Source organism: Ruegeria sp. BI11, assembly GCF_056538005.1.
In genome coordinates this window covers 121,348-144,459 of record NZ_JBQFSM010000009.1, presented here as the reverse complement: position 1 = coordinate 144,459, position 23,112 = coordinate 121,348, and the positions used below count along the sequence as shown (strand labels likewise).

Here is a 23,112-nt window from a genome sequence, read left to right as displayed (position 1 = left end):
AACCAAATGAGCGCAAAAGCGCCGTGGATACTTGAGGCAGTACAAATGACAACAACCACCAAAAAGGGCGCAAAAGCGCTCCCTTTAAACACGATTCTATCCGGGGACTGCATCGACGTGATGAACAGTCTTCCCGAGGCGTCGGTTGACCTGATTTTCGCGGATCCGCCCTATAATCTGCAGCTGAAAGGCCAGTTGCACCGCCCCGATAACAGCCAGGTGGATGCGGTTGACGATCATTGGGATCAGTTTTCCAGCTTTGCTGTTTATGACCAGTTTACCCGCGAGTGGCTGAAGGCGGCGCATCGTCTACTAAAGCCCAATGGTGCGATTTGGGTGATCGGCTCGTACCACAACATCTTCCGTGTGGGCTCGGCCCTGCAGGACGCGGGCTATTGGATTTTGAACGACGTCGTGTGGCGCAAGTCCAACCCGATGCCGAATTTCCGCGGTAAGCGGTTCACCAATGCGCATGAGACGATGATTTGGGCGTCAAAACGCGAAGGTGCGAAGTATACGTTCAACTACGAAGCCCTAAAGGCTCTGAACGAAGGCGTACAGATGCGCAGTGACTGGGTGCTACCGATCTGCACTGGGCACGAACGCTTGAAGGACGAAAACGGCGACAAGGCGCATCCGACGCAAAAGCCGGAATCGCTGTTGCACCGTGTGTTGATTGGCTCGACCAATCCGGGCGATGTGATCCTTGATCCGTTCTTTGGCACAGGCACAACCGGTGCCGTTGCCAAGATGCTGGGCCGCGAATTCATCGGTATCGAGCGCGAGGAAAGCTATCGCAAGGTCGCCGAGAAACGTATTTCTAAAGTCCGCAAGTTCGACCGCGAGGCGCTCGAGGTCAGCGCAAGCAAACGCGCCGAGCCGCGTGTGCCTTTTGGCCAGCTGGTCGAACGCGGCATGCTGCGCCCGGGCGAGGAACTGTACTCCATGAACCAGCGTCACAAGGCCAAGGTCCGCGCCGATGGCACGCTGGTAGGCGACAACGTCAAGGGCTCGATCCATCAGGTGGGCGCGCATCTTGAGAACGCGCCGTCCTGCAACGGCTGGACCTACTGGTGCTTCAAGCGTGATGGCAAGACGGTGCCGATCGACGTGTTGCGTCAGCAGATCCGGGCCGAAATGAACTGATTTCACGAACACCGCCGGTGCCTGTGGCCTGACACAAGGCACTATGCCTTGCCCCGCCGATCTCGGCGGGGTCTTTTGTTTTTCTGGACGTCTGGTTTCAAAACAAGCCTCCTGTATCCTGCTGCGCAGCTAAGGAGCTTGTGCAATGTCGGATACCATAGTTAGCGAGTCCCGCTTTGACCGGTTCTTTGTGACCCGCCCGGATAATTTCGCTCTGGATAACAAATACACCGAAGCCGCGCTGGAACGGCACAAACGCGAGGGTCTAGAACTTGCGGTCCGCGCCCGCTGGATCGCGATGGCGCTGACTGGCGTGCTGCTGATTTACCTCAATCCGCAGTGGGAGGTGCTGTGGTATCACTTCATCCTGCTGCTGATTTGCGCAAACGGCTGGTTTATCCGGCGGGCAGGTCGAGTGGGTCAATCGCGGACCGAGCTGCTGCTGATCTTTGTGGACCTGATAATCATGACCCTGGGGATGATCGTGCCCAACCCGTTCAGCGACGATGTCCGCCCGTTGGCGATGCAGTACCGGTTCGACAATTTCCAGTATTTCTTCATCATTCTGGCAGCCGGCACGCTGGCCTATTCCTGGCGCACGGTGATTGCGATCGGGTCTTGGACAGCCGGGGTTTGGACGGCCGGTTGGATCCTCGCCTGGTGGGTCGCGACGCCAATGCCCGGTCTTAGCGAACGCGTGGCCGAGGCATTGGCCGGATATCCGGATGTGGCCGAGTTGTTAGACCCCAACAGCTTTATGCCGTCGCAACGCATTCAGCAGGTGATCATTTTTATGATGGTGGCGGTGACGTTGGGTGTATCGATGCGCAGGCTCAACCGGTTGCTGATCACGAATGCGGGGCTGGAGCGCGAGAGGGCGAACCTGTCGCGATATTTCTCGCCAAACGTGGTGGAAGAGCTGAGCCAGAATGACGAGCCGCTGAAACAGGTGCGCAAAGAGGATATAGCCGTTCTGTTCATCGATATCGTCGGGTTTACCAGATATGCCGCTGGTCGCGACCCTTATGAGGTGATCGAAGCTCTGCGCGGCTTTCACGCCCGGATGGAGGCAGAAGTGTTCCGCCATCATGGGACGTTGGACAAGTATCTGGGCGATGGGTTGATGGCCACATTTGGGACCCCGGTGCCGACATCGCAGGATGCCACCAACGCGGTGGCATGTGCACGGGGGATGGTGGCGGTGATTGATCGTTGGAATGTAGAACGCCGTCGTGCTGGAGAGCCCGAGGTACGGGTTGGGATTGGGGTCCACTTCGGCGCAGTTGTTCTGGGTGATATCGGTGCCAACCGGCTGGAATTTGCAGTGATCGGCGATGCAGTGAATGTCGCTGCCAAGCTGGAGGCGCTGACCCGTGAATTTCAGGCAAAAATCATCCTGAGCGATGCGGTCCGGGGCCGATTGGAGGAAGAAGGTCGCGGCATAGGTGAGCTGATGAGCGGGTTCGAAAAACACGCAAACCGTGCGGTCCGCGGGGTAGAAGTCTCAATGGACGTTTGGGTAATGGAGGGGTGAGGGCTCCCGCCAACCCGTCATGCTTCATAGATGAACAGCGGATTGTTGGGCCGGGTAGCGCGCTGGCGCGCGCTGCGGTCAGGCCCTTGGCAGCGGATTTTGCGATTTGTTGTAGGGTGCCCAGTCTGTGACCTCGGGGTAGTAATGGCAGCGCCAGGCTCGAACGCGCGGGTTCATGACGCGAAGCCACAGCGGTGGGATCATCGCGGCCATCGTCATTACCGGATACCCGTATGGCAGCTGAGGGGCGGTGTCTTCGGAGTGGTGTTGCAATAGTGGAAAACGGCGGTTGGGCTTGTAGTGATGGTCCGAGTGGCGCTGCAGGTTGATGAGCAGCCAGTTCGACGCCTTTTGAGACGCGTTCCAGGAATGGCGGGGTTGGACGTGTTCGTACTTGCCCGCGCCCAGATGTTTGCGCGTCAGGCCATAGTGTTCGACATAGTTGACCAGTTCCAGTTGCCAGATGGCGACACCCGCCTGCAGCAAGAATAGGGCGAAGCCCGAGAGACCTCCGATCAGGAGGGCCAGGGCCAACATCGCGCCTTGCAGCGCCCAATAGCGCCAGAATGGGTTGGAAAGGTCGGTCCAGGGTCGGTCTTTGCGGGCCAGTTTGTCACGTTCGGCCTTGAAGGCCGAGATCAGACACTGTTTCAGCACGCGCGGGTAAAATCGGTGAAATCCTTCGTTATAGCGGGCAGTCACCGGGTCGCGGGGCGTGCCGACATAGCGGTGATGCACCAGCAGATGCTCGGATCGGAAATGCGAATACAACACCATCGCCAGCAGAACATCGCCCAGCCAGCGCTCGAACCGGCCTTTCTGGTGCATCAACTCGTGGCTGTAGTTGATACCGATTGTGCCCGAGATTACTCCCATGCCGAAGAACAGCCCAATCTTGGCCGGGGTCGACAAGTGATCGGTTTGTGTGGCGTACCAGATCAACCCGTAAAGGGTCAGGAATTGCACCGGAGCCCAAGCCTTGGTCAGCAGGATGTGCCAGCGCAGCATGGACTCCGGGGTATCTGGATCGGCATTGGTTAGCTCGATCCCGGTCAGACGGTCGAGCACCGCAAAGGCCCACCATGTTGAAAGCGGCACCAGCAGAACCCACCCGCCACCGGCCATCGCGGTAATCCAGATCAGCGGGATCAACAGAAATGAGACCCAGAAGGGCAAGGCCGATTGCCAACGGGGCAAGGTGTGTGATGTGGTCATGAGGTGGCTCCGGATGACTGAGCGCAGACTAGTCCTAGTCCGGCAGGACACACAATGGCTTAACGGTTGCGCCAGAGGTCGTGCGCTTTGCGCATCACGGTTGGTAGGTCGCTAGGTCGGAACGCGTGCTTTTCCATCACGATTAGGCCGTCCAAGTTGGTTTCTGACGGCAATTGAGCCGTCCATATGCGCAGGATCAGGTGGAAATGGGTGAAGGTGTGGCGCACCTCGCCCGACAATGCTTGCCAGTCAGACTCAAAGGGTGCTGATTCCTCCGGAGCTTCTGACCAATCTGATCCCGGCCAACCCAGCATACCGCCGAGCAGCCCTTCGTCGGGGCGGCGTTCTAGAAGCAGCGCGCCGTCTTCGCGCTGGGCGATATAAACATGGCCATACCGCGTGGGTTTTGGTTTCTTCGGCGTCTTGCGTGGTAAGTCGGATTGGGTTCCGACCGCGCGCGCCTGACAAGGATCACGCAGAGGGCAAATGCCACAGGTCGGAGATTTCGGAGTGCAGATCGTGGCCCCTAGATCCATCACTGCCTGCGCATAGTCTCCGGGTCGCAAATTCGGCGTCAGCGCAGCGGCCTTCTCTTTCAGCAGCGGTTTTGAACCGGGCAGAGGGTCGTGGATGTCATACAGACGCGCCATGACCCGTTCGACATTGCCATCCAGCACCGTCTCGGGGCAGTCGAAGGCGATGGCCGAGATGGCGGCGGCGGTATAGGGGCCGATGCCTGGCAGTTTCAGCAGGGCGTCATATGTGTCGGGAAAAACGCCACCATGTTCATTGGTCACCGCCCGCGCGCATTTCAGCAGGTTGCGGGCGCGGGCGTAATAGCCCAGCCCCGCCCATTCTCCCATGACCTGATCGTCTGGTGCTGCCGCCAGCGCCTGAACTGTCGGCCAGCGCGCAGTGAAACGCGTGAAATAGTCTCGAACTGCGGCCACGGTGGTTTGTTGCAACATCACTTCGGACAGCCAGACCCGGTATGGATCGGGTATCACGCCAGCCGCCCGATCGGCTGGCCCCACGCGCCAAGGCATTTTGCGGGCGTGGCTGTCATACCAGGCCAATAACGCGCCGCTCAGGTCATATTGAATGCTGTCACGCAAGTTTTATCTATCTCCCTGTCGGGTTTCGCTGGCGCCCGGTGTCACGCCCTTTACAATAGCGGCGCAGGAGTTGGAAACCAGATGCAGCGCAGACGTTCTTCGACCCGCGGGTTCAAACGCACCGCGACATTGCTGAACGGCCAGATCAGGCGCGCCGGTGAAAGCCGGGGCTTTGCTGTATCGCGCCTTTTAACCCATTGGGCTGAAATTGTGGGCCAGGATATGGCCGCCATCGCGCGACCGGTAAATGTGGGCTATGGCAAGGGCGGGATCGGCGCGACACTGACGGTGCTGACCACAGGTCCGCAGGCCCCGATGCTGGAAATGCAGAAGGAGCAGCTGCGCGACAAAGTGAATGCGGTTTATGGCTATAACGCCATCAGCCGAGTGCGCATCACCCAGACCGCGCCGACAGGATTTGCCGAGGGGCAGGCCAGTTTCGATCACAAACCGAAAGCGGCGAAACCCAAGATTGACCCGGAAATCGTGGCCGAGGCGAACCGAACCGCGCGCGACGTCAATGATGGCGATCTGCGCGCGGCCCTTGAACGTCTGGGTCGCAACGTATTATCCAAGCAAAAACGCTGAGAAAGGGCTGAGAAATGAGCCGTATTGCAACCGGAATCTGCGCGGCCGTCGCTATCGCCGCAGGCGGCTATTGGCTGTCGAATTCCTCTACTTCGTATCCGCTGATCAGCAGCGCCGAGGCGCAAGAGGCCGATATTGACACCTCGACCATCGTTGAGATGGTGCAGGGAGCCGAGGACGCGCCTGTCGAGATCATCGAATATGCATCCTATACCTGCCCGCACTGTGCGAACTTCCACACAGGAGCGTACAAGCAGCTGAAGAAGGATTTCATCGACACCGGAAAGGTTAAGTTCATCTATCGCGAGGTGTATTTCGACAAATATGGCCTGTGGGCTTCGATGGTCGCGCGCTGTGACGGCCCCGACAAGTTCTTCGGCATTTCCGATCTGATCTATGAAGGTCAGTCCGAATGGACCCGCGCCGGTGGACCATCCGAGATCGTGGACGAGCTGCGCAAGATCGGACGTCTGGCCGGGATCGACAATGACAAGCTTGAGGCCTGCCTCCAGGATGGCACCCGCGCGCAGACGCTGGTGGCCTGGTATCAGGAAAACGCCGAGCGTGACGGCGTTCAGGCCACGCCTTCCTTTGTTGTGAACGGCAAGAAGGTCGAAAATCAGTCCTATGCTGATTTCAAGAAACTGATCGAAGAAGAACTGGGCAGCTGATAGCCTATTGCGACCGGTTCTGTACGGACCGGTCGCACCTTATGGCGACGGGGCGATTTGCAGCAGCATCTGCTGGACCTTTTCGGCCTCATTCACTTTCAGACGTACGGGCAGCGTGATGACCTTGCTGCGAAACGCTGGCGGCAGGCGCACGGCATCTTTTTCCGTCGTGACCATTTGTGCCCCCAGCAGGCGGGCCTCGTTTTCCAGTCGAATCATCAAGGCAGGGTTCAGCGGTTGGTGATCGTCCAGTGCTTCGGCCCGTAGCAGCGTCGCGCCTTGTTGGCGCAGAGTGGCAAAGAACTTTTCGGGGTGGCCAATGCCCGCAAAGGCCAGAACCGGAGTGTCGGCCCAATCCATCCCGGTTTGCAGCGGTTCGACAGCACCGGTTGCGTGGGGCACGGTCAGTTTTGCCTCCCAGCTATCGACAAATTGGGATTGCGCGTCGGCATCACCCAGCGACAGCACCAGATCAGCGCGCTGTAGTCCGGTATCGACAGGTTCACGCAATGGACCGGCAGGCAGGCACAGCCCATTGCCGAACCCACGCGCCGCATCGACCACGATGACAGAAAAATCCTTGGCAACCGAGGGATTCTGAAACCCGTCATCCAGCAGAATCGCCGTGGCCCCGGCTTCGGCGGCCGCGCGTGCGCCCGCCGCGCGATCCTTGGCCACCCAGACCTCGGCAAAGGCGGCCAGCAACAGGGGTTCATCCCCGACTTGCGCAGCGGTGTGTTTGGATGGGTCAACCTGCACCGGCCCCTCTAACGAGCCGCCATGGCCACGCGTCACCACGTGGGTTTCGTGCCAGGCGTCACGCAATTGTTCGATCATCCAGATCACGGTGGGGGTTTTGCCGGTGCCGCCCGCGTTCAAGTTGCCGATGCATATGACCGGGACACCCGGTTTGATCCCGGGTTCTGACGCCACCCGGCGGGCGGTTGCAGCGGCATAGACACGACCCAGCGGTGCCAGCAATCTGGCTCGCAAATCCAGCTGGTCAGGCGAGGTGTTCCAGAAATCAGGTGCTCGCATTACTCCGCACTCCGCTCATCCAGACAATCCTGCACCATGTCGATCAGTTGATCTGCCTGAGGTGCGCCCTCGGACACAATCTGCCACCCGGCTAGCGCCATATCCGCGGCCCGGTCCGGCGACAGCAGTTCGACCACCGCATCACCCAGTTCGATTGCGGTTCTGATCATGCGGGCGGCACCGGCCCGATCCAGTTGATCGTATATCTGCTGATGACGGTGCACAAACGGGCCGTGGATGACGGACGATCCCAGGGCCACAGCGACAAGAGGATCGTGCCCACCTGCGCCGCGCTCCAGTGAACTGCCCATAAAGGTGACCGGTGAAACCCGGTGCCACAGGCCCAGATCCTCGGGTTCGGCTGACAGGATGACTTGCGTGGTATCCTCGATCTGACCTCCGGTGTCCCAGTTGGTACAGCGCAGGTCCATCGTCTCAAGACGGCGGTGCAGCGGTTCGGCCTCGGCTGTGTCCGCTACGTGCAGCACCAGCGTCAGGCGGGGCAGCATTCGCAGCGCCTGACGATGGGCGCTGAGAACCGAGATAAACTCCTTGTCGAGCACACAGGCCGCCAACCAAACCGGACGGCCCGCCAGCGCGTGATTGGTTTCGATCAGTTCGTCCTCGGGCCAGGGTCTTGGGTTCGGACTGACATACAACGGCGGCGAGTCGGTGACTTTACCCGACGCGATACCAAGGCGGCGGATCGTCCGTGTTGTTTCGGATTTCGTGGCCAGGATGGATTTGAAACAATCTAGGGTATAGCGGGTGATGTCCGGCAGCCATCGCGCGCCGCGCGCGATCTTGATGTCGATCTGTGCTTCGATCAGGATTAGCGGGATGTTGCGCTCTTCGGCGCGGGTGATCACGTTGGGCATCAGCCCACCCCCGACCCAAAGGCCGATATCAGGGTGCCAATGGTCCAAAAACGCCCGCGCTGCTCCGGTTTGTTCCAAAGGTAGGTTCACCAGCGGATAGTCGCCCTGGTCCCAGCGGCTCAGGTCGGCCTCGGGGGGTGCAGTCAGCAACACATTTAAAGTGGGTCGGATCTGTTGCAGTCTGTGGCAGAAATCGACAACGGCGCGCTGGCGGTCCTGCGCGTTGATATGGATCCATATCAGTTCGCCCTCAGGGCGCTGAATCTCGGGCTGATTGGCCGCGTTGGGCACACCCCAGGACAGAACCCGATAGGCCGCCAGGCTGAGGGATCGCGGTTTGCTCATGGCCTGATACCGGTGCTGTCCGGGTCAAGCCGGGCGTGCAGGGTGTCATGGATGTGCGTGCCTGCCGCAATCACGCCGTTCAGGCGTGGATGGGCGTTGTTGAACCGTAAAGGGTGCCCCAGACGGTCAGAGCAGCTGCCGCCGGCCTCGCGGATCAGCAGGTCGCCGGCGGCGATGTCCCACTCCCAGCTGGGCCGCAATGTCAGCATCCCGTCGAACCGTCCTTGCCCGACCAAAGCCATGCGATAGGCCAGCGACGGGCGGTAGACCCGTTCAAAGTCAGGCACCTGTCCCCGCCGCCAATGGCGTGGGTTCATATTGGGTTTGGCGGCCAGAATTTCGGCCCTTTCTAGCGCTGTAACGTCTGAGACCCTGATCGCGGCCCCGTTCAGTGTCGCGCCTTGCCCTTTTGCTGCGGTATAAAGCAGATCGCGCAGGGGCAGGTAAATCACCGCCGAGATCACCTCTCCCCGGTCTGCGATGGCCAGCGAATGCGCCCAGGTACGCGACCCTTCGGCAAAGCTCCGGGTGCCGTCGATCGGGTCGATGATAAACACCCGGTCCCGTGTCAGCCGGTCGCTGGAATCCTCGGTCTCTTCGCTCAGCCAGCCATAGCCTGACCGGGCGGCACGCAAGCGCTGTTCCAGCATCGTATTGACGGCCAGATCGGCCTCGGTCACCGGTCCGGCGCCGTCGGGTTTATCCCAGCGTTGCGCCGTTGTGCCCGAGTATCGGGTGGCGATCTTTCCGGCCTCTAATGCGGCGTCGATCAGAAGTTGCAGGTCAGCTGCCGGCAAGTGTCATTCCTTCGATCAGCACCGACGGAACCACCCGCGACAGGTAGGGGCGCGCATCGTTGGCCGGGATGATCCGTTTCAGCATATCGCGCAGATTGCCCGCGATGGTACATTCGTTGACTGGATGGGTGATCTCTCCGTTCTCAACCCAGAACCCCGAGGCCCCGCGCGAATAGTCGCCCGTGTTCGGATTGATGGTCGAGCCGATCATAGACGTCACCAACAGCCCGGTGCCCATGTCGCGTAACAGGTCTTCGCGGCTTTGTATGCCTTGTGTCAGGCTCAGGTTCCAGTTGCTGGGCGAGGGTGGCCCAGACACACCGCGCGCGGCGTTGCCGGTTGAGGTCATGTCCAGCTTGCGCGCACTGGACAAGTCCAGTGTCCAGCCGGTCAGAACGCCGTTATCGACAATGGCACGCCGCTGCGTTGCCAGCCCTTCGGCATCGAACGGGCGCGAACCCGAGATGCGCGGGCGGTGCGGGTCTTCGATCAGCGACAGATGCTCGGGCAGCACCTGTTCGCCCAGACAATCCTTCAGCCAGGAGGCCCCCCGCGCGATGGCCGCACCGTTGCTGGCGCCCAGCAGGTGGCCGATCAGCGAGGATGAAATCCGTTCGTCAAACAATACCGGAAAAGTACCGGTGGCGGGTTTCTGAGCCCCGACCAGCGCCACGGCGCGTTCGCCTGCGGTACGTCCGATTTCCTCGGGGCTGCGCAGGTCGCTTTGGAAGGTGCGGCTGTCGCCGTCATAGTCGCGCTCCATCCCGGTGCCTTCGCCCGAGATTGCCACGCATGAGGTCGAGCGGCTGCTGCGGGAATACCCACCGGAAAAGCCGTTGGTCGCTGCCAGATGCACGCGGTGCGTGCCATAGGCCGCCGCCGCGTCAGACACTTGCGAGACCCCCTGAACCGCCTGCCCAGCGGCTTCGGCTGCCAGCGCGTCACGCAGCAAATCCTCGGCGGCAGGTTCCGGGGTCGGGTCGAACAATTCCAGCGCAGTCAGGTCCCAATCCCTAGCCAGCTGCGCCGCGTCGGCTAGCCCGGTGAACGGGTCCTCGGGGGCTTCACGGGCCATGGCCACCGCGCGTTCGGCCATCGCGGTCAGCGTTTCCGGTCGGTTGTCGGAACTTGAGACAATCGCCTGTCGCTGGCCCAGAAACACCCGCAGGCCAAGATCGGTGCCTTCGGACCTTTCAGCAGTTTCCAGCGCCCCGCCCCGCACTTCGACCGAGACCGACGAGCCGTCGATTACAATAGCATCCGCTGCGTCAGCCCCGGCATTGCGGGCCGCGTCCAGCAGGGATTGGCTGATGTCTTCTGGTGTACGGGTCATGCGGCCTCCGGTTGTATTGCATTGGACCTAGCCTTGGACCGCCCGTCTCGCAAGACCTCTGGGCAGATAGATCACAGGTCAGACCTCGTTAGTTTGACCTTAATTCAAATGGGGCAGCCAAAGGGTTTACATTTCCACATAGATTTCCATTAGTTGGGGCGCGTTACCGATTTGCAGGGCTGCAATAACAACAGATTGAAACGTTCGCCCGGGCAGGTTAAGGCAAGCGGGAGAGTTTGGTTTGGCTCAGTTTTTTGTTGTCGACTTTGATGAACCTCATGTCGTTGCCGCGGGCAAAGGGTCGAGCAATATCATCAACCATTTCACAAGGGTTCTGACCAAGCTGCAAGTCCCTACTGAAGTATTGTCTTTCCGGGAACTGCTTGAGCGCGGCCCGTCAACCGATCCAAAAAGCTATGTTTTGCTGCATTACAACGAGCTTTTCGTTGTTCAGCATCAAAAAGTAGACTGGCTGCGCGCGCGTGAGACAGAGCTTGCGGCTCTGGGGCATAAGGTCCTGCATTCCGTTGAACATGGGCGCGTCATTGGCCACAAAGTCCGCCAGAACAAGGTTCTGACCGCCGCCGGCGTTCCCATGCCCAGGTTGATTGAGAAGGGTGACAGTTTCGACACTGTTTTTTCAAACGAAGTGTCAAACGCGCATGTTCCGGTCCAACTCGTGAGAGAAAACAGGGAACTGGATTCCACACGGTACAATACCGATTACATCAATTGCAGATACGAATACAAAGGTGAGCCTTGGCATATATCCATTCGTGCCATGGCCGTAGGTGAACAGGTCCTGTTTTCATGGGTAAGGGCCGGAGAAGGACTCAATGTCCGAACCCGGGGTACGCCGGTTGATGCTGAAATGCTGACATATTTTCACGACCTGCTGATCAAACCCAATGTTGACCAAATCCGCGACATTGCGAAGGGCGTCAAGAATGCTCTGGGCGTGGGGCTCTATGCGCATGACATTCTTCCGTGCGCGGAAACCGGGCGGTTTTTCCTGTGTGAAACTAACTTCAAGTTTTATGAGGGGATGTACCGGTTCCACATGAAGAGCATTGCCAAGGATCTGCCGACACCTTCGTATTTTAACGGTCGTACCGCCGGGCGGCGCATCGCCCGCGCTTTGGTCAGCGAGTTGGATTTGCAGACCTGAATCAGGTAGCGGGCGAAGCTCTGGTTAGGTTGAGCTTCGCCTGGCCAGTATCATTTGATGCGCTGACCGTTGGCAAGAATCTGGCCGTCTTCGGTAAACTCGATTTTCGAGTTTAGAGTGTCCGGTTCGTCGCCCGGAACGGCCATCAGGCCCATCATCATGCGTGCACCCATCGCGTCGCTTTCCCCGATCACGCCCATTGTGATCAGCGTGTCGATCAATGCGTTGGCGCCTGCCAGCTGAAGGTTTGCCACGCCCGCAGGCGCCGGCAGTCCATCGAACTCTTCGGTGTTCGAATTGTCGAAGGTGAAATCTGCGTCACCCGTCAGTTTTGCTCCGACCATCGACACCAGTAATTCGTTTATTTTCAAGGAGTTCAGCTCACCTGGGGCTTCACCAGATGTTTCCAGAGCTTCGATAGATGCCGGATCGAAGAAATTCGTCAGGATTTTTGCGGTTCCCGTGGTATCCAAAGCAATAGTTGCGGGGTCGCGCGGCAGAGCACCTGCCGGGTCGAAGATGCTCCACAACACGTCCGACATAGTGAAATCCGTCACGTTGATCGAAAACCCAAAGGGCTGCTCTTCTTCGGATTGCTGTACGGGGAACTCGAATCCCAGCCCTGTCTTGGCCATCGCGATTTCGATCGGGAACGGCAGGTCTGCCGTGGTCACGGCCAGTTTCGCGCTGTTCTGTTCGATATCATAGGCCAGGCGTTGATCGTCCAGGCTGGCACCGAACCGGCCACCCTCGGATTCGGTGCCCATCGAAAACGGCTGCCCTTCACTGGTCCCTTCAATTGCGGCTTTGCCCGAAGCATAGGTGAACAGGCCAGAGAACGAGAAGCCGCCCTCGAAGAAAGTCTGCGGATCGGTACCATCAAATTCCGCCGGGATCACGCTGGTGCCCTCAAATGTCAGTTGGTCCATTGACCCGTCGACACTACCCTTGTCCGGACTTTCGGGGTCGGTGAATACCAGATCGTATGTAAGCCCGGCGGCAGTCATTTTCTGATCCACAGTGCGGGTTTCGCCAATCTTCATCCGCGAGCTGCCAGTCAGGTCAGTCAGTTTGAAATCCATACCCAGAATGTCGTCGGGCAGGTCTTCGCCCTCGACCTGCACGCCGCCCAGTTTCAGGCCAAGCGTAGGCGCGGTATAGTCATAGGTCATATCGTCTGACTGGCCCGAAACGACCATCTCGAGCCCGGTGTGATAATACTCGATATCGACCGAGAACGCCTCACCCTGTTCCTCGCCGGACAGGGTCATGGGAAAGCTTTCGGGCAAACCGATGCTGACGGTGCCATCGCCATTTTCGGTCAGAGTCATCTGCGGAAGGGTCATCTTGAACGACCCGTCGGTGTCCGGCACGGTGGCGGCGACGTTCATATCGGTGATCGTGGTCACGCCGCCCGAGATGGATTGCTCTGCCGTAACCGTATAGCCCATCTGGGACAAATAGGCCTGCCAGTCGTCCCAGACCTGCTGAGCGGTGACATCGGCGAACGCGCCCTGGGTGACTACGGCATAGGCCAGAACTGCGCCACTGCTGCGGCGGAGGAAAGCGGACATTTGAGAACCCTTCTTGATCAAATTTGGCGGCATCGTCGTGCCTGAGGCCCCGGGCGTCAAGGGGCAAGGGCTGGACCCTTTCCCCATTGGCGCGGTAAAGATTCACACAATCTAAAAACAACGGAGGTACAGGGTCCATATGCAGGGCAAAACCGTACTGATAACAGGGGCCAGTCGTGGCATCGGGGCCGAGGCGGGGCGCGTATTTGCCGCAGCCGGGGCAAATGTCGTGCTGGTGGCACGCAACCGTGATCAGATTGATGCGCTGGCCGCCGCGCTGGGCGACAACGCCATCTCGCTGCAATGCGATGTCAGCGATTTCGCGCAGGTCGAACAAGCCGTCGCGGATTGCGTCGACCGCTTTGGTGGGTTGGATGTTCTGATTGGCAACGCGGGCGTTATTGATCCGATCTTTCACTTATCCAATGCCGATGTCGCCTCATGGAGCCAGGCAATCGACATAAACCTCAAAGGCGTCTTCTACGGAATGCGCGCCGTGTTGCCCATCATGCGCGCGGCGGGCGGGGGCACGGTGATCACCGTCTCTTCGGGAGCGGCAACAAACCCGATTGAGGCGTGGAGCCATTACTGCGCCTCAAAGGCTGGGGCGAAGATGCTGACCGAATGTCTGCATCTTGAGGAGTCGATCCACGGCATCCGCGCCATGAATCTGTCGCCGGGCACAGTGGCCACGGACATGCAGAGGGTAATCAAGGCAAGCGGCATCAATGCCGTCAGCCAGCTGGATTGGGATGATCACATCCCCGCCGACTGGCCCGCGCGGGCGTTGTTGTGGATGTGCTCGCCGGATGCGGATGAGTTTATGGGCACTGAGATTTCACTGCGGCGCGAAGATATTCGCCAAAGGGTGGGGCTGATTTGATCGAACTTACCAAGGCGGATGGGTTGTGGACAGTCACTCTCAACAACCCACAAAAGGCCAACGCGCTGACCGGAGCAATGCTGAGCGAACTTTGTGAAATCGCCGAGGCCGCTACCGAGGCGCGGGCCCTGATCCTAACCAGTGCAGGCAAAGTGTTCAGCGCCGGGGCCGATCTGGATGAGGTCCGCGCAGGTCTGGCGACCTCGGACCTGTGGGAGAAGTTGTCGGGTGCCATTGCGGCATTGCCGTGTCTGACAGTGGCTGCTTTGAACGGAACACTGGCAGGGGGCGCCAACGGGATGGTGCTGGCCTGTGATATCCGTATTGCGGTGCCGCACGCCAAGTTCTTTTATCCGGTGATGAAGCTGGGGTTTTTGCCGCAGCCCTCGGATCCAGTGCGCATGGCCGCCCTGATCGGACCCTCGCGCACCAAGATGATTTTGATGGCCGGGCAAAAGATCACGGCAGAGGAAGCGTATGGATTCGGTTTGGTCGACCGTGTTGTCGACTCCGATCAACTGATGCCAACGGCGCATGAACTGGTGGCGGACAGCCTAGACGCCGATCCTCAAATTGCCGCTGGAATCGCAAGGATGTGCCGATGAGATTATCCGCCGTGCTGTTACGCGTTGCAGACCCTGAGCGGTTAAGCGGGTTTTATACGGATGCTCTGGGCATGACGGCGCGCGCGCAAGGGTCGAACTGCCGCGTTGGCTATGGTGGGCAGGATGCGGACCTTCTGCTGATGCCGGGTGGGGGCGGATACACCCATGATGGTGGCCAACGATATTGGAAGATCGGCATCACCGTGCCGGATGTTGATCTGGCTGTGTCGCACTTGCGCGCGAAAGGGGGCGACGTCTCGGATCCGAAACAGTTCCTCGACATCGGTTATATGTGCCACCTGAAAGACCCGGAAGGGTTTGTGATTGAGCTGCTGCAACATGATTTTCAGGGCAACCGTCCAGAAAATGCAGCTGATCCTGCCGCGCCTTTCGCCAATGCCTGCATCGGTCAGATCACCTTACGCACAGGGGACATAGCCGCCGAGGATGCGTTCTGCCGTGCGCAGGGCATGCGACTGCTGTCAGTGCAGGATGTCGCCCAATACGGGTTCGACCTGCATTTCTATGCCTTCACCGGTGATCAACCGCCCAATCCGGATCTTTGGTCCGTTGAAAACCGTGAATGGCTGTGGAAACGCCCCTATACCACGCTGGAATTCCAGCACCTTCAAGGCGCGCAGTTTGCGCCGGCCCCGGATTATCGGGGGTTAGAGGTTCAGGGGCTGTCGACGTCTCTGCGGGATGCCTTTGGTGACCCGGTGCGGCCGGACTGATCAACGCCTACGCCGCTTGCCCGGAACTTTCGACCGAAATTCCGGCGGGCGTTTGCGCACCCAGATCAGGAACTTCTCCAAACGCGGGTGGGCGCGCAGAGCCTCGACCGTATTGAACGTGCGCGCCAATTCGCCCTCGGTCAGGGTGGCGTGAATCTCTTTGTGACAGATCACATGCAGCAAAACCGTGGGTCCGCCCTTGCCCCCTTTGAGTTTTGGGATCAGATGGTGCAGGCTGCCGCCCCCATCCGGAATGGGGCGGTCACAGAGCGGGCAAATCGGATCGCTGGCTGACATGGCAGATACAAACTTGCGCTGGATGGCGTGAAAGGCAAGGGGACAGAGATGGCGCAGGCAGTGGTGATCGGGGCCGGACCCGCAGGCCTTATGGCGGCAGAGGAACTGGCCGCAGCGGGCCATGAAGTGTTAGTGGCCGAGGCCAAACCCTCGGTCGCGCGTAAATTTCTGATGGCGGGCAAGTCGGGTTTGAACCTGACCAAAGATGAACCGTTCGAAACCTTGCTGCAATCCTATGGCGAGGCGGCGGACTGGCTGCGTCCGATGATTGCGGAATTTGACGCCGCCGGGGTGCAGGACTGGGCGCGGGAATTAGGGCAAGAGCTGTTTACTGGGTCGACCGGGCGGGTGTTTCCGACGGTGATGAAAGCCTCGCCGCTGTTACGCGCCTGGCTGGGGCGGCTTGAAGGTGCGGGCGTTCAGATCAGAACCCGCTGGCGTTGGTTGGGGTGGAACGGCGACGCGCTGCTTTTCGATACGTTTGATGGTCGGCAGAGCGTGATACCAGATGTGACCGTGCTGGCGTTGGGTGGGGCCAGTTGGGCGCGACTGGGCTCAGATGGCCAATGGGCAGATACTTTGCAGCAAAAAGGTGTCGCGCTTGCGTCCTTTGCTCCGGCGAATTCTGCCATATCCGTTGACTGGAGCCTTCATATGGCTTCGTATTTCGGTGCGGCGTTGAAATCGGTGCGCTGGATGGCCGGAGACATAGATAGTCGCGGAGAAGCCACGATATCAGCGACCGGGCTTGAGGGTGGCGGGCTGTACTCGCTGACCCCTGCCTTACGTGCCGGAGAACCTCTTTATGTGGATCTGGTGCCCGATCTGGACCACGCGAAGCTGCAATCGCGGTTGGCTGCGAAGAAACCCAAGACCACGCTGTCGCAATGGCTGAAAAAGTCCCTTCGCCTGCCAGCGCAGAAAGTCGCGCTGTTTCATGAGATGGTTAAAAGCAACGCTTTGCCACAGGCGCAGTGGCCCGGCGCGATCAAGGGCCTGCCAATCCGGCACGCTGGCCTACGCCCGATGGATGAAGCCATTTCCACGGCAGGCGGTGTAAAGCGATCTGCGTTGAACCAAGGGTTGATGCTGAACGCGATGCCCGGAGTGTTTTGTGCTGGAGAGATGTTGGATTGGGAGGCCCCGACCGGGGGGTACCTGCTGACCGCGTGTATGGCCACAGGGAAATGGGCCGGTCGTTCTGCCGCGGATTGGTTGCGCTCCGGTTAGCGGGATCGGGCCAGCATCGCCAGCCGGATCATCGCTCGTTCAACCAGTGCCATGGCGGGTGCGGTCTGTCCTGCCGAGCGCAGTGAAAGGTCGGTATCAGTCAGCACCGTTAAAGCTGTTTGCAACTTCGGTGCTCCCCATCCTTGGGCCTGTCGTAAAATCCGGTCGCGGCGTTTGCCGTAAACCGGTGGCCGCAGCTTGCCGATTCCCTGCGCGGCCCCGCCGGGGTGCGAAGCGCAGGCATACAGAGTCCGAAAATGCCGGGTCGCGCCGATGCACAGGCTGACCGCATTGGTGCCTTGCGATTGCAGCCGCCGGATCAGCGGCCCGATTTCTCCGGCGCGGCCTTCGGCGACCACGTTCAGAACATCGTCCAAGGCGGCCTCGGTCGAGCGGGGTGCGCAGGCCTCGATATCCTCAATGGTCAGTTCGGAGCTGTCACCGCGTTTATAGAGCGACAGTTTTTCAATGGTTTGCGTGAAATCTCCGGGACTGATCCCAGTGGCCAGCTCGGCAAGGGCTGACATCGAATCGCGAGGGATGTTCTGCAACCCGGCCTGGGTCAGAATTCGTTCAATCTCGGCACGCGAGGGCGGATCGTCATAAATGCCGACCGCATAGGCAGCGGGGTGCGCCTCGAACGCTTTGCGGATTTTCGAGCTGGGTTTTAACTGCCCGGCGGTGACGATGATCTGGGCATCACCAGGGGCCCAGTCTTCGAATGCGGCGATTATTGCGGGGGCTGCGGTGTCGGTGGTGTCTTCGACAAAAACGGCGCGAGGTCCGGGGAAGAACCCTACAGATTTGACCGCATCCAGCAATAGGGCGGGATCGCCGCGCAAATCCGAACCCGGAATGCGGGTCAGGCGCATTTCTTCTTCTGCATTAGCCCCCAGCAGCGCTGCCAGAACCTGCTGTCGTTTTAGCGCCACGCGCATCGCATCCGCGCCGTAGATCAAAAGCCCGGCCTTTTCAGTGTCGGGGCGGGTGAAATACCCCTCAGCCTCGCGTGGGCTGAGCTTCATGAACCAAGGCCCGGCGTGGCGTAAAGTTCGTTTACGATCTGATCTGACAGAATTACCATCAACCTTTCGCGGGCGTCGCGTTCGTCCGCCAGTGTGGACACCGTCGATCCAGCCGCTGAATAGCTGACGAAATTCTCGACCCTGCCAGACGCAACGACCTGGCCAGTCTCGTTTGACCTCAGCGAGTAGTTCGATCTGCCTTCTATGGAATAGCGGTTGGTTTCGTTTGTCGAGGTGATCGCGGACCGCCGGAAAGTAGTCGAGACGCTCACATTCAGATTGTACTCGTTGCCCGAAGTAGCGCTGCGACCTAACCGCTGCTCCAGATTCTGCACCAGCATGTAACTGTTGACCGTATTTGGGGCAGATACAGCGACCTTGCCGTCAAGAGCTGCGCCTGAACCACCCGGTGCGTAGACTGGTTCAAAGCCGCAGGCAGCCAGCGCCAGCGGCATCATCAACAGAGTTCTGCGATCAAACAACGACATTTACGATCCGGCCCGGGACAACGATAACCTTCTTCGGCGCATTGCCATCCAGCGCCTTTTGCACAGCTTCGGTGCTGAGCGCGATTTTTTCAACCTCGTCCTTCGCCATATCCTTGGCCACGCTGATTTCCGCGCGGCGCTTGCCGTTGATTTGGATCGGCAAAGTAACCGTGTCGTCGACCAGCATCGCCTGATCCGCGACGGGCCAGGCGGCGGTGGCAACCAATCCTTCGCCGCCCAGAAGTTGCCACAGCTCTTCGGACAGGTGTGGCGTCATGGGTGACATCAACTGCGCCAGCGTTTTGGCAGCTTCGCGTTTGGCGGCCGTGCCTGCCTTGGATTTGGCCAGCGTGTTGGTAAAGGCATAAAGCTTGGCGATCGAGGCGTTGAAACCAAAGGAATCGACGCCGCCGGTAACATCATGGATGGCTTTGTGCATCTCACGCAGCAGGGTTTCGTCTTCGGCGTTGGCCGGGATGTCGGACTCGGCGATGTCCGTAGCGATCCGATGCACGCGGCTGAGGTGCTTAAACGCGGCCTCCGCGCCCGATGCGGTCCATTCCACATCACGCTCGGGTGGCGAATCGGACAGCACAAACCAGCGTGCGGTATCAGCGCCGAAAGCCGAGATGATGCTGACCGGGTCGACCACGTTTTTCTTGGATTTGGACATTTTGGCCGAGGGGATGATCTCGACCTCGGTGCCGTCGGCCAGTTTGCCGTCGGTTACGTCCTCGGGCAGGTGATAGACCGGACGACCGTTTGTGTCGCGGGTCTGGTAGATTTCATGCGTCACCATGCCTTGGGTGAACAGTGCATCGAAAGGTTCGATGGCTTTCTTTGGCAAGTGGCCGGTGATGTTCATCGCCCGGGCAAAGAAACGCGAATAGAGCAGGTGAAGAATCGCATGCTCGATACCGCCGATATACTGATCGACATTCATCCAGTATTCGGCCTCGGCCAAATCGGTGGGTGTTTCGGCGCGTGGGGCGGTGAAACGTGCGAAATACCACGACGAATCGACGAACGTGTCCATTGTATCAGTTTCGCGCTTGGCCGGGGCTCCGCAGGACGGGCATTCGCAATCGCGCCAGGTCGGGTGACGGTCCAGTGGGTTGCCGGGTTTGTCAAAAGTCACATCGTCGGGCAGGCGGACGGGTAGGTTTTCTTTCTTCTCGGGCACCACACCGCAAGATTCGCAATGCACCACAGGAATTGGGCAGCCCCAATAGCGCTGGCGAGAAAGGCCCCAATCGCGCAGGCGGTATTTGGTGACGCCTTCGCCCCATCCAGCCTTTTCAGCGAAATCAACGGTGGTATTGATCGCTTCGTCGCCTGTGGCTTCGGTCAGACCTGCGAAATGGTTAATCCAGCGGACCTTCTCGGTTTTCGGCGGGACGAACGCGATCTTGTCGACCGGAGTGTCATCATCCAGCGCAAAGAACGTGTCGACCACGGGCAGGCCGTATTTGCGGCAGAAATCGAGATCGCGTTGGTCGTGCGCGGGGCAGGCAAAGATCGCGCCGGTGCCATAGTCCATCAGGATGAAGTTTGCGATCCAGACCGGCAGTTCCCAATTCGGGTCCAGCGGGTGTTTGACGCGGATGCCGGTGTCATAACCCAGCTTTTCGGCCGTCTCGATAGCCTCTTCGGTGGTGCCGCCCTTGCGGCATTCGGCCACGAATTTGGCGACTTGGGGGTTTTCGGTCTCAAGCTGTTTGGCAATCGGGTGATCCGGGGAAATGCCGACAAAAGACGCGCCCAGCAGCGTGTCGGGCCGGGTCGTATATACTGTGATTGGCTCTCCACCATCGGTGCGTTCGAACCCGAATTGCAGACCGCGAGACTTGCCGATCCAGTTTTCCTGCATCAGGCGGACCTTGGCGGGCCAGTTGTCTAGCGTATCTAGCGCGTCCAGCAGTTCTTCGGAATAATCCGAGATCTTGAAGAACCACTGGGTCAGCTCGCGGCGCTCAACTAACGCGCCCGAGCGCCAACCGCGACCGTTTTCGACCTGTTCATTGGCCAGAACGGTCATGTCGACTGGGTCCCAGTTCACCACGGCATTCTTGCGGTAAACCAGCCCGGCCTCGAGCATATCCAGGAACAACGCCTGCTGCTGGCCGTAATATTCAGGATCACAGGTAGCGAACTCACGCGACCAGTCGATCGACAGGCCCAGAGGCTTCATCTGACCGCGCATGTCGGCGATGTTGCCATAAGTCCAATCCTTGGGGTGGCCCCCAATGGCCATCGCGGCATTTTCGGCGGGCATCCCGAACGCATCCCAGCCCATCGGGTGCAATACGTTGTGACCGGTGGCCAGTTTGTGCCGCGCGATCACGTCGCCCATCGTATAGTTGCGCACATGCCCCATATGGATTCGGCCAGACGGATACGGGAACATCTCAAGCACATAGTATTTCGGCTTATCCGCCTTGTGGTCGGCGGTGAAGATTCCGGCCTTGTCCCAGGCCTCTTGCCATTTTGCTTCGATTTCGTTGGCCGAGTAGCGAGACATCGTGCGGTCCTTCGTGAATGAAAACGCCGGGTAGGAACCCGGCGTGGTATTAGTGTGATTTTCGACGAGTTGCTAGAACTTGTTGTCCGCAATGCGCAACTGACGGGCGCGGGACAGGATCGCATCCTCGACTGCGCGGGTTGTCGCTGCACTGACAGGGGCACCACCGCTGGTCTGCAGCGCGACCGAAAGGGACCGCGCCGCCAGCGCCGGATCGCTGATGTGAACTGTCGCGCGATACTGTCGGCCCCCGCCCGGAGGTGTGCCGTATCCGGTTACGATAACACCGGTAAACGGATCAACTTCCTGAACGGGCAGGAAATTCAATACATCCAGAGACGCTGTCCACAGATACCGATTCACATTTGTGACTTGTTCCGCATTGCCCCTGTTGAACACATCCCAGATCGTCGAGCGATTCGGATCGTTAAGCTCTTGTTCGTCAGAGTCGCCGCCGGTCGCCAGTGAATTCGGATTTGGCGTGGCGCCCCGATTCTCGCCACACGCCGAGACGGCAGCAGTCATTATGATCAAACCGAAAATCGTCTGCAGGCGCATTATCGACGGGTCCTGTTTACTTTGGTCAACGTTGTCTGTTGTTACTCCTAGACAAGGTCCCGTTCCGCAACAACCCTATTATTGTCACATATCAGTGGCCGTGGGGCCGGTTAGGACCCGAAAACAGACTGTGGCATCCTTGCACCAATTTCGGTCCAATGCAGCCGAGTCATTTATGCCAAGCTTGCGTGTTGGGGGCAAAAAGAGCGAAACGGTTCCCGTGCTGAGACATGTGCTGAGGCATGTGTCGAGTAGAAAAACTTTTGAAACCGAGGGAAACAAGATGAAAAAAGTTCTCTTCGCATCGACCGCTCTGATCGCAACCGCAGGTGTTGCAGCGGCCGATTCTGGCATTAACCTCAGCGGTTATGGCCGTTTTGGTATTGGCTATCTGGAAGATCGCTCCGCCAGCCGTCCGGTTACGGCTACGACCACGGTGACTACCGCAAGCGGTGCAATCGTTACCGTGACTGCCACTGCAAACGTGACCGACCCTGACCCGGACGACACCATCCTGGTCTCGCGTTTCCGTCTGAACATTGACGGTTTCACCGAAACCGACGGTGGTGTTCGCTTTGAAGCCCGTGTTCGTCTGCAAGCTGACGAAAACTCTAACGGCGAAGCCAACAACGCTCGGCTGAACGGCGCGCGTTTCTCGGTTATCTACGGTGGTCTGCGTGTTGACGCCGGCAACGTTGCCGGTTCGTTCGACAACCTGCCGAACTACTACGGTAACGAAGTTGGTCTGGAACTGTTCGCAGGTCAGTACTCGGGCGTTGACTATAGCTTCCTGAGCTACGTTTCGGGTGACAACCCGGGCTCGAACGCTGTGTTCTTCCAGTACGCAGTTGGCGACTTCGCCTTCGGCGCATCGTATGACCAGGCGCGCGTAGCGACCAGCACCGGCGGTGTGATTTCCTTCCAGGATGGTGACCGTTGGGACGTCAGCGCATCCTACACCTTCAACAACATCACCGCAGCTGTTGCTTATGGTCAAACTGACGCCGGTTCCGGTGGCAGCGATCCGAGCCTGACCGTTCTGACTCTGGGCGGTGAATGGGGCGACTTCAACGGTACTCTGTTTGTTGCAGACGATGCCACCGAAGTTTCTTCAACTGATGGTACCGCTTGGGGTCTGTCGGCCGCCTACAACCTAGGCGCTGCAACCACCCTGCTGTTCACCTATGGTGACGGTAACGCCTCTGCTGACACTCAGCAGGTCGCAATTGGTGCAATCTACGACCTGGGCGGCGGTGCATCGCTGCGCGGTGGTATTGGTGTCAACGATTGCGACACCTGCGACTCGCAGACCCAAGCTGACTTCGGTGCATACTTCAACTTCTAAGTTGATCTGAACCGTAAAGTTTAA

The 23,112-nt window shown here is 59.2% G+C and carries 22 protein-coding genes; 10 read left to right on the top strand and 12 right to left on the bottom strand.

The annotated features are described in order from the left end of the window. The first annotated feature begins 45 nt into the window (after nt 1-45). Together ACR0DT_RS18350 and ACR0DT_RS18345 are read left to right on the top strand one after the other, a co-directional pair. The gene (locus ACR0DT_RS18350; RefSeq protein WP_366552691.1) at nt 46-1,146 is read left to right on the top strand and encodes a site-specific DNA-methyltransferase; all 1,101 of its coding nucleotides are present in this window, start codon (nt 46-48) and stop codon (nt 1,144-1,146) included. Between the two features lie 145 nt (nt 1,147-1,291). Beyond that, nucleotides 1,292-2,680, top strand: a complete 1,389-nt coding sequence (locus ACR0DT_RS18345) for an adenylate/guanylate cyclase domain-containing protein (protein WP_480712136.1) — start codon at nt 1,292-1,294, stop codon at nt 2,678-2,680. A gap of 78 nt (nt 2,681-2,758) precedes the next feature. Here the strand turns inward: ACR0DT_RS18345 and ACR0DT_RS18340 are convergent, their stop codons facing one another. Together ACR0DT_RS18340 and mutY are read right to left on the bottom strand one after the other, a co-directional pair. Continuing rightward, entirely contained in the window at nt 2,759-3,895 is a 1,137-nt protein-coding gene (locus ACR0DT_RS18340) for an alkane 1-monooxygenase (RefSeq protein ID WP_480712135.1), read from the bottom strand. Nucleotides 3,896-3,954: 59 nt separating this feature from the next. Beyond that, nucleotides 3,955-5,010, bottom strand: a complete 1,056-nt coding sequence (gene mutY / locus ACR0DT_RS18335; RefSeq protein WP_480712134.1) for an A/G-specific adenine glycosylase — start codon at nt 5,008-5,010, stop codon at nt 3,955-3,957. An 81-nt stretch (nt 5,011-5,091) separates the two neighbouring features. Here mutY and ACR0DT_RS18330 point away from each other — a divergent pair, with 81 nt between their 5' ends. Then, entirely contained in the window at nt 5,092-5,598 is a 507-nt protein-coding gene (locus tag ACR0DT_RS18330; protein ID WP_480712133.1) for a DUF721 domain-containing protein, read from the top strand. A gap of 14 nt (nt 5,599-5,612) precedes the next feature. Further along, nucleotides 5,613-6,269: a DsbA family protein gene (locus ACR0DT_RS18325; protein WP_480712132.1), complete on the top strand. Its 657-nt coding sequence runs from the start codon at nt 5,613-5,615 to the stop codon at nt 6,267-6,269. A 39-nt stretch (nt 6,270-6,308) separates the two neighbouring features. On the opposite strand, the gene lpxK is transcribed toward ACR0DT_RS18325, so the two are convergent. From lpxK to ACR0DT_RS18305, 4 genes are read right to left on the bottom strand one after another with little or no spacing between them, the layout of a single operon-like run. Continuing rightward, the gene (gene lpxK / locus ACR0DT_RS18320) at nt 6,309-7,307 is read right to left on the bottom strand and encodes a tetraacyldisaccharide 4'-kinase (protein WP_480712131.1); all 999 of its coding nucleotides are present in this window, start codon (nt 7,305-7,307) and stop codon (nt 6,309-6,311) included. Continuing rightward, complete coding sequence (locus ACR0DT_RS18315) at nt 7,307-8,530, bottom strand: 3-deoxy-D-manno-octulosonic acid transferase (protein WP_480712130.1); 1,224 nt, start codon at nt 8,528-8,530, stop codon at nt 7,307-7,309. Before ACR0DT_RS18315 ends, lpxK begins: the two co-directional genes overlap by 1 nt. Continuing rightward, complete coding sequence (locus tag ACR0DT_RS18310; RefSeq protein WP_480712129.1) at nt 8,527-9,327, bottom strand: inositol monophosphatase family protein; 801 nt, start codon at nt 9,325-9,327, stop codon at nt 8,527-8,529. The genes ACR0DT_RS18315 and ACR0DT_RS18310 overlap by 4 nt, the downstream gene beginning before the upstream one ends. Then, entirely contained in the window at nt 9,314-10,660 is a 1,347-nt protein-coding gene (locus ACR0DT_RS18305; protein ID WP_480712128.1) for a TldD/PmbA family protein, read from the bottom strand. Before ACR0DT_RS18305 ends, ACR0DT_RS18310 begins: the two co-directional genes overlap by 14 nt. 241 nt (nt 10,661-10,901) lie before the next feature. On the opposite strand from ACR0DT_RS18305, the gene ACR0DT_RS18300 reads away from it, so the two are divergent. Beyond that, nucleotides 10,902-11,828 carry a hypothetical protein gene (locus tag ACR0DT_RS18300; RefSeq protein ID WP_480712127.1) on the top strand — a complete coding sequence of 309 codons (927 nt, stop codon included), beginning with the start codon at nt 10,902-10,904 and terminating at the stop codon, nt 11,826-11,828. Between the two features lie 50 nt (nt 11,829-11,878). On the opposite strand, the gene ACR0DT_RS18295 is transcribed toward ACR0DT_RS18300, so the two are convergent. Then, entirely contained in the window at nt 11,879-13,402 is a 1,524-nt protein-coding gene (locus ACR0DT_RS18295) for a DUF2125 domain-containing protein (protein WP_480712126.1), read from the bottom strand. Nucleotides 13,403-13,541: 139 nt separating this feature from the next. Here ACR0DT_RS18295 and ACR0DT_RS18290 point away from each other — a divergent pair, with 139 nt between their 5' ends. The 3 genes from ACR0DT_RS18290 to ACR0DT_RS18280 are packed head-to-tail and all read left to right on the top strand — an operon-like array spanning nt 13,542 to nt 15,624. Beyond that, entirely contained in the window at nt 13,542-14,285 is a 744-nt protein-coding gene (locus ACR0DT_RS18290; protein WP_480712125.1) for an SDR family oxidoreductase, read from the top strand. Continuing rightward, on the top strand, nt 14,282-14,890 hold the full coding sequence (locus tag ACR0DT_RS18285) for an enoyl-CoA hydratase/isomerase family protein (RefSeq protein ID WP_480712124.1): 609 nt from the start codon (nt 14,282-14,284) through the stop codon (nt 14,888-14,890). Before ACR0DT_RS18290 ends, ACR0DT_RS18285 begins: the two co-directional genes overlap by 4 nt. Continuing rightward, nucleotides 14,887-15,624 (top strand): VOC family protein, encoded by a 738-nt coding sequence (locus ACR0DT_RS18280; RefSeq protein ID WP_480712123.1) that lies wholly within the window; start codon nt 14,887-14,889, stop codon nt 15,622-15,624. The genes ACR0DT_RS18285 and ACR0DT_RS18280 overlap by 4 nt, the downstream gene beginning before the upstream one ends. Here the strand turns inward: ACR0DT_RS18280 and ACR0DT_RS18275 are convergent, their stop codons facing one another. Then, nucleotides 15,625-15,921 carry an HNH endonuclease gene (locus tag ACR0DT_RS18275; RefSeq protein WP_480712122.1) on the bottom strand — a complete coding sequence of 99 codons (297 nt, stop codon included), beginning with the start codon at nt 15,919-15,921 and terminating at the stop codon, nt 15,625-15,627. Between the two features lie 48 nt (nt 15,922-15,969). Between ACR0DT_RS18275 and ACR0DT_RS18270 the strand changes: the two genes are divergently transcribed. Then, nucleotides 15,970-17,151: a TIGR03862 family flavoprotein gene (locus ACR0DT_RS18270; protein ID WP_480712121.1), complete on the top strand. Its 1,182-nt coding sequence runs from the start codon at nt 15,970-15,972 to the stop codon at nt 17,149-17,151. Here ACR0DT_RS18270 and holA read toward each other — a convergent pair. The 4 genes from holA to ACR0DT_RS18250 form a co-directional block, all read right to left on the bottom strand. Further along, entirely contained in the window at nt 17,148-18,176 is a 1,029-nt protein-coding gene (gene holA, locus ACR0DT_RS18265; protein ID WP_480712120.1) for a DNA polymerase III subunit delta, read from the bottom strand. The genes ACR0DT_RS18270 and holA overlap by 4 nt on opposite strands. Beyond that, the gene (lptE, locus tag ACR0DT_RS18260; RefSeq protein WP_480712119.1) at nt 18,173-18,664 is read right to left on the bottom strand and encodes an LPS assembly lipoprotein LptE; all 492 of its coding nucleotides are present in this window, start codon (nt 18,662-18,664) and stop codon (nt 18,173-18,175) included. Before lptE ends, holA begins: the two co-directional genes overlap by 4 nt. Beyond that, complete coding sequence (leuS, locus tag ACR0DT_RS18255) at nt 18,651-21,185, bottom strand: leucine--tRNA ligase (RefSeq protein ID WP_480712118.1); 2,535 nt, start codon at nt 21,183-21,185, stop codon at nt 18,651-18,653. The genes lptE and leuS overlap by 14 nt, the downstream gene beginning before the upstream one ends. A gap of 72 nt (nt 21,186-21,257) precedes the next feature. Continuing rightward, nucleotides 21,258-21,743 (bottom strand): DUF3576 domain-containing protein, encoded by a 486-nt coding sequence (locus tag ACR0DT_RS18250; RefSeq protein WP_480712117.1) that lies wholly within the window; start codon nt 21,741-21,743, stop codon nt 21,258-21,260. A 283-nt stretch (nt 21,744-22,026) separates the two neighbouring features. On the opposite strand from ACR0DT_RS18250, the gene ACR0DT_RS18245 reads away from it, so the two are divergent. Then, entirely contained in the window at nt 22,027-23,088 is a 1,062-nt protein-coding gene (locus ACR0DT_RS18245; protein ID WP_480712116.1) for a porin, read from the top strand. Nucleotides 23,089-23,112: the final 24 nt, after the last annotated feature.

Excerpts from the sequence above, each read along its gene's own strand:
- ACR0DT_RS18340 (WP_480712135.1), bottom strand. The coding sequence starts at position 3,895 with ATGACCACATCACACACCTTGCCCCGTTGGCAATCGGCCTTGCCCTTC.
- ACR0DT_RS18315 (WP_480712130.1), bottom strand. The coding sequence starts at position 8,530 with ATGAGCAAACCGCGATCCCTCAGCCTGGCGGCCTATCGGGTTCTGTCC.
- ACR0DT_RS18305 (WP_480712128.1), bottom strand. The coding sequence starts at position 10,660 with ATGACCCGTACACCAGAAGACATCAGCCAATCCCTGCTGGACGCGGCC.
- ACR0DT_RS18245 (WP_480712116.1), top strand. The coding sequence starts at position 22,027 with ATGAAAAAAGTTCTCTTCGCATCGACCGCTCTGATCGCAACCGCAGGT.
- ACR0DT_RS18275 (WP_480712122.1), bottom strand. The coding sequence starts at position 15,921 with ATGTCAGCCAGCGATCCGATTTGCCCGCTCTGTGACCGCCCCATTCCG.
- leuS (WP_480712118.1), bottom strand. The coding sequence starts at position 21,185 with ATGTCTCGCTACTCGGCCAACGAAATCGAAGCAAAATGGCAAGAGGCC.
- lpxK (WP_480712131.1), bottom strand. The coding sequence starts at position 7,307 with ATGCGAGCACCTGATTTCTGGAACACCTCGCCTGACCAGCTGGATTTG.
- ACR0DT_RS18295 (WP_480712126.1), bottom strand. The coding sequence starts at position 13,402 with ATGTCCGCTTTCCTCCGCCGCAGCAGTGGCGCAGTTCTGGCCTATGCC.
- ACR0DT_RS18250 (WP_480712117.1), bottom strand. The coding sequence starts at position 21,743 with ATGCGCCTGCAGACGATTTTCGGTTTGATCATAATGACTGCTGCCGTC.
- lptE (WP_480712119.1), bottom strand. The coding sequence starts at position 18,664 with ATGTCGTTGTTTGATCGCAGAACTCTGTTGATGATGCCGCTGGCGCTG.
- ACR0DT_RS18325 (WP_480712132.1), top strand. The coding sequence starts at position 5,613 with ATGAGCCGTATTGCAACCGGAATCTGCGCGGCCGTCGCTATCGCCGCA.
- ACR0DT_RS18270 (WP_480712121.1), top strand. The coding sequence starts at position 15,970 with ATGGCGCAGGCAGTGGTGATCGGGGCCGGACCCGCAGGCCTTATGGCG.
- ACR0DT_RS18345 (WP_480712136.1), top strand. The coding sequence starts at position 1,292 with ATGTCGGATACCATAGTTAGCGAGTCCCGCTTTGACCGGTTCTTTGTG.
- ACR0DT_RS18280 (WP_480712123.1), top strand. The coding sequence starts at position 14,887 with ATGAGATTATCCGCCGTGCTGTTACGCGTTGCAGACCCTGAGCGGTTA.
- ACR0DT_RS18290 (WP_480712125.1), top strand. The coding sequence starts at position 13,542 with ATGCAGGGCAAAACCGTACTGATAACAGGGGCCAGTCGTGGCATCGGG.
- ACR0DT_RS18350 (WP_366552691.1), top strand. The coding sequence starts at position 46 with ATGACAACAACCACCAAAAAGGGCGCAAAAGCGCTCCCTTTAAACACG.
- ACR0DT_RS18330 (WP_480712133.1), top strand. The coding sequence starts at position 5,092 with ATGCAGCGCAGACGTTCTTCGACCCGCGGGTTCAAACGCACCGCGACA.
- holA (WP_480712120.1), bottom strand. The coding sequence starts at position 18,176 with ATGAAGCTCAGCCCACGCGAGGCTGAGGGGTATTTCACCCGCCCCGAC.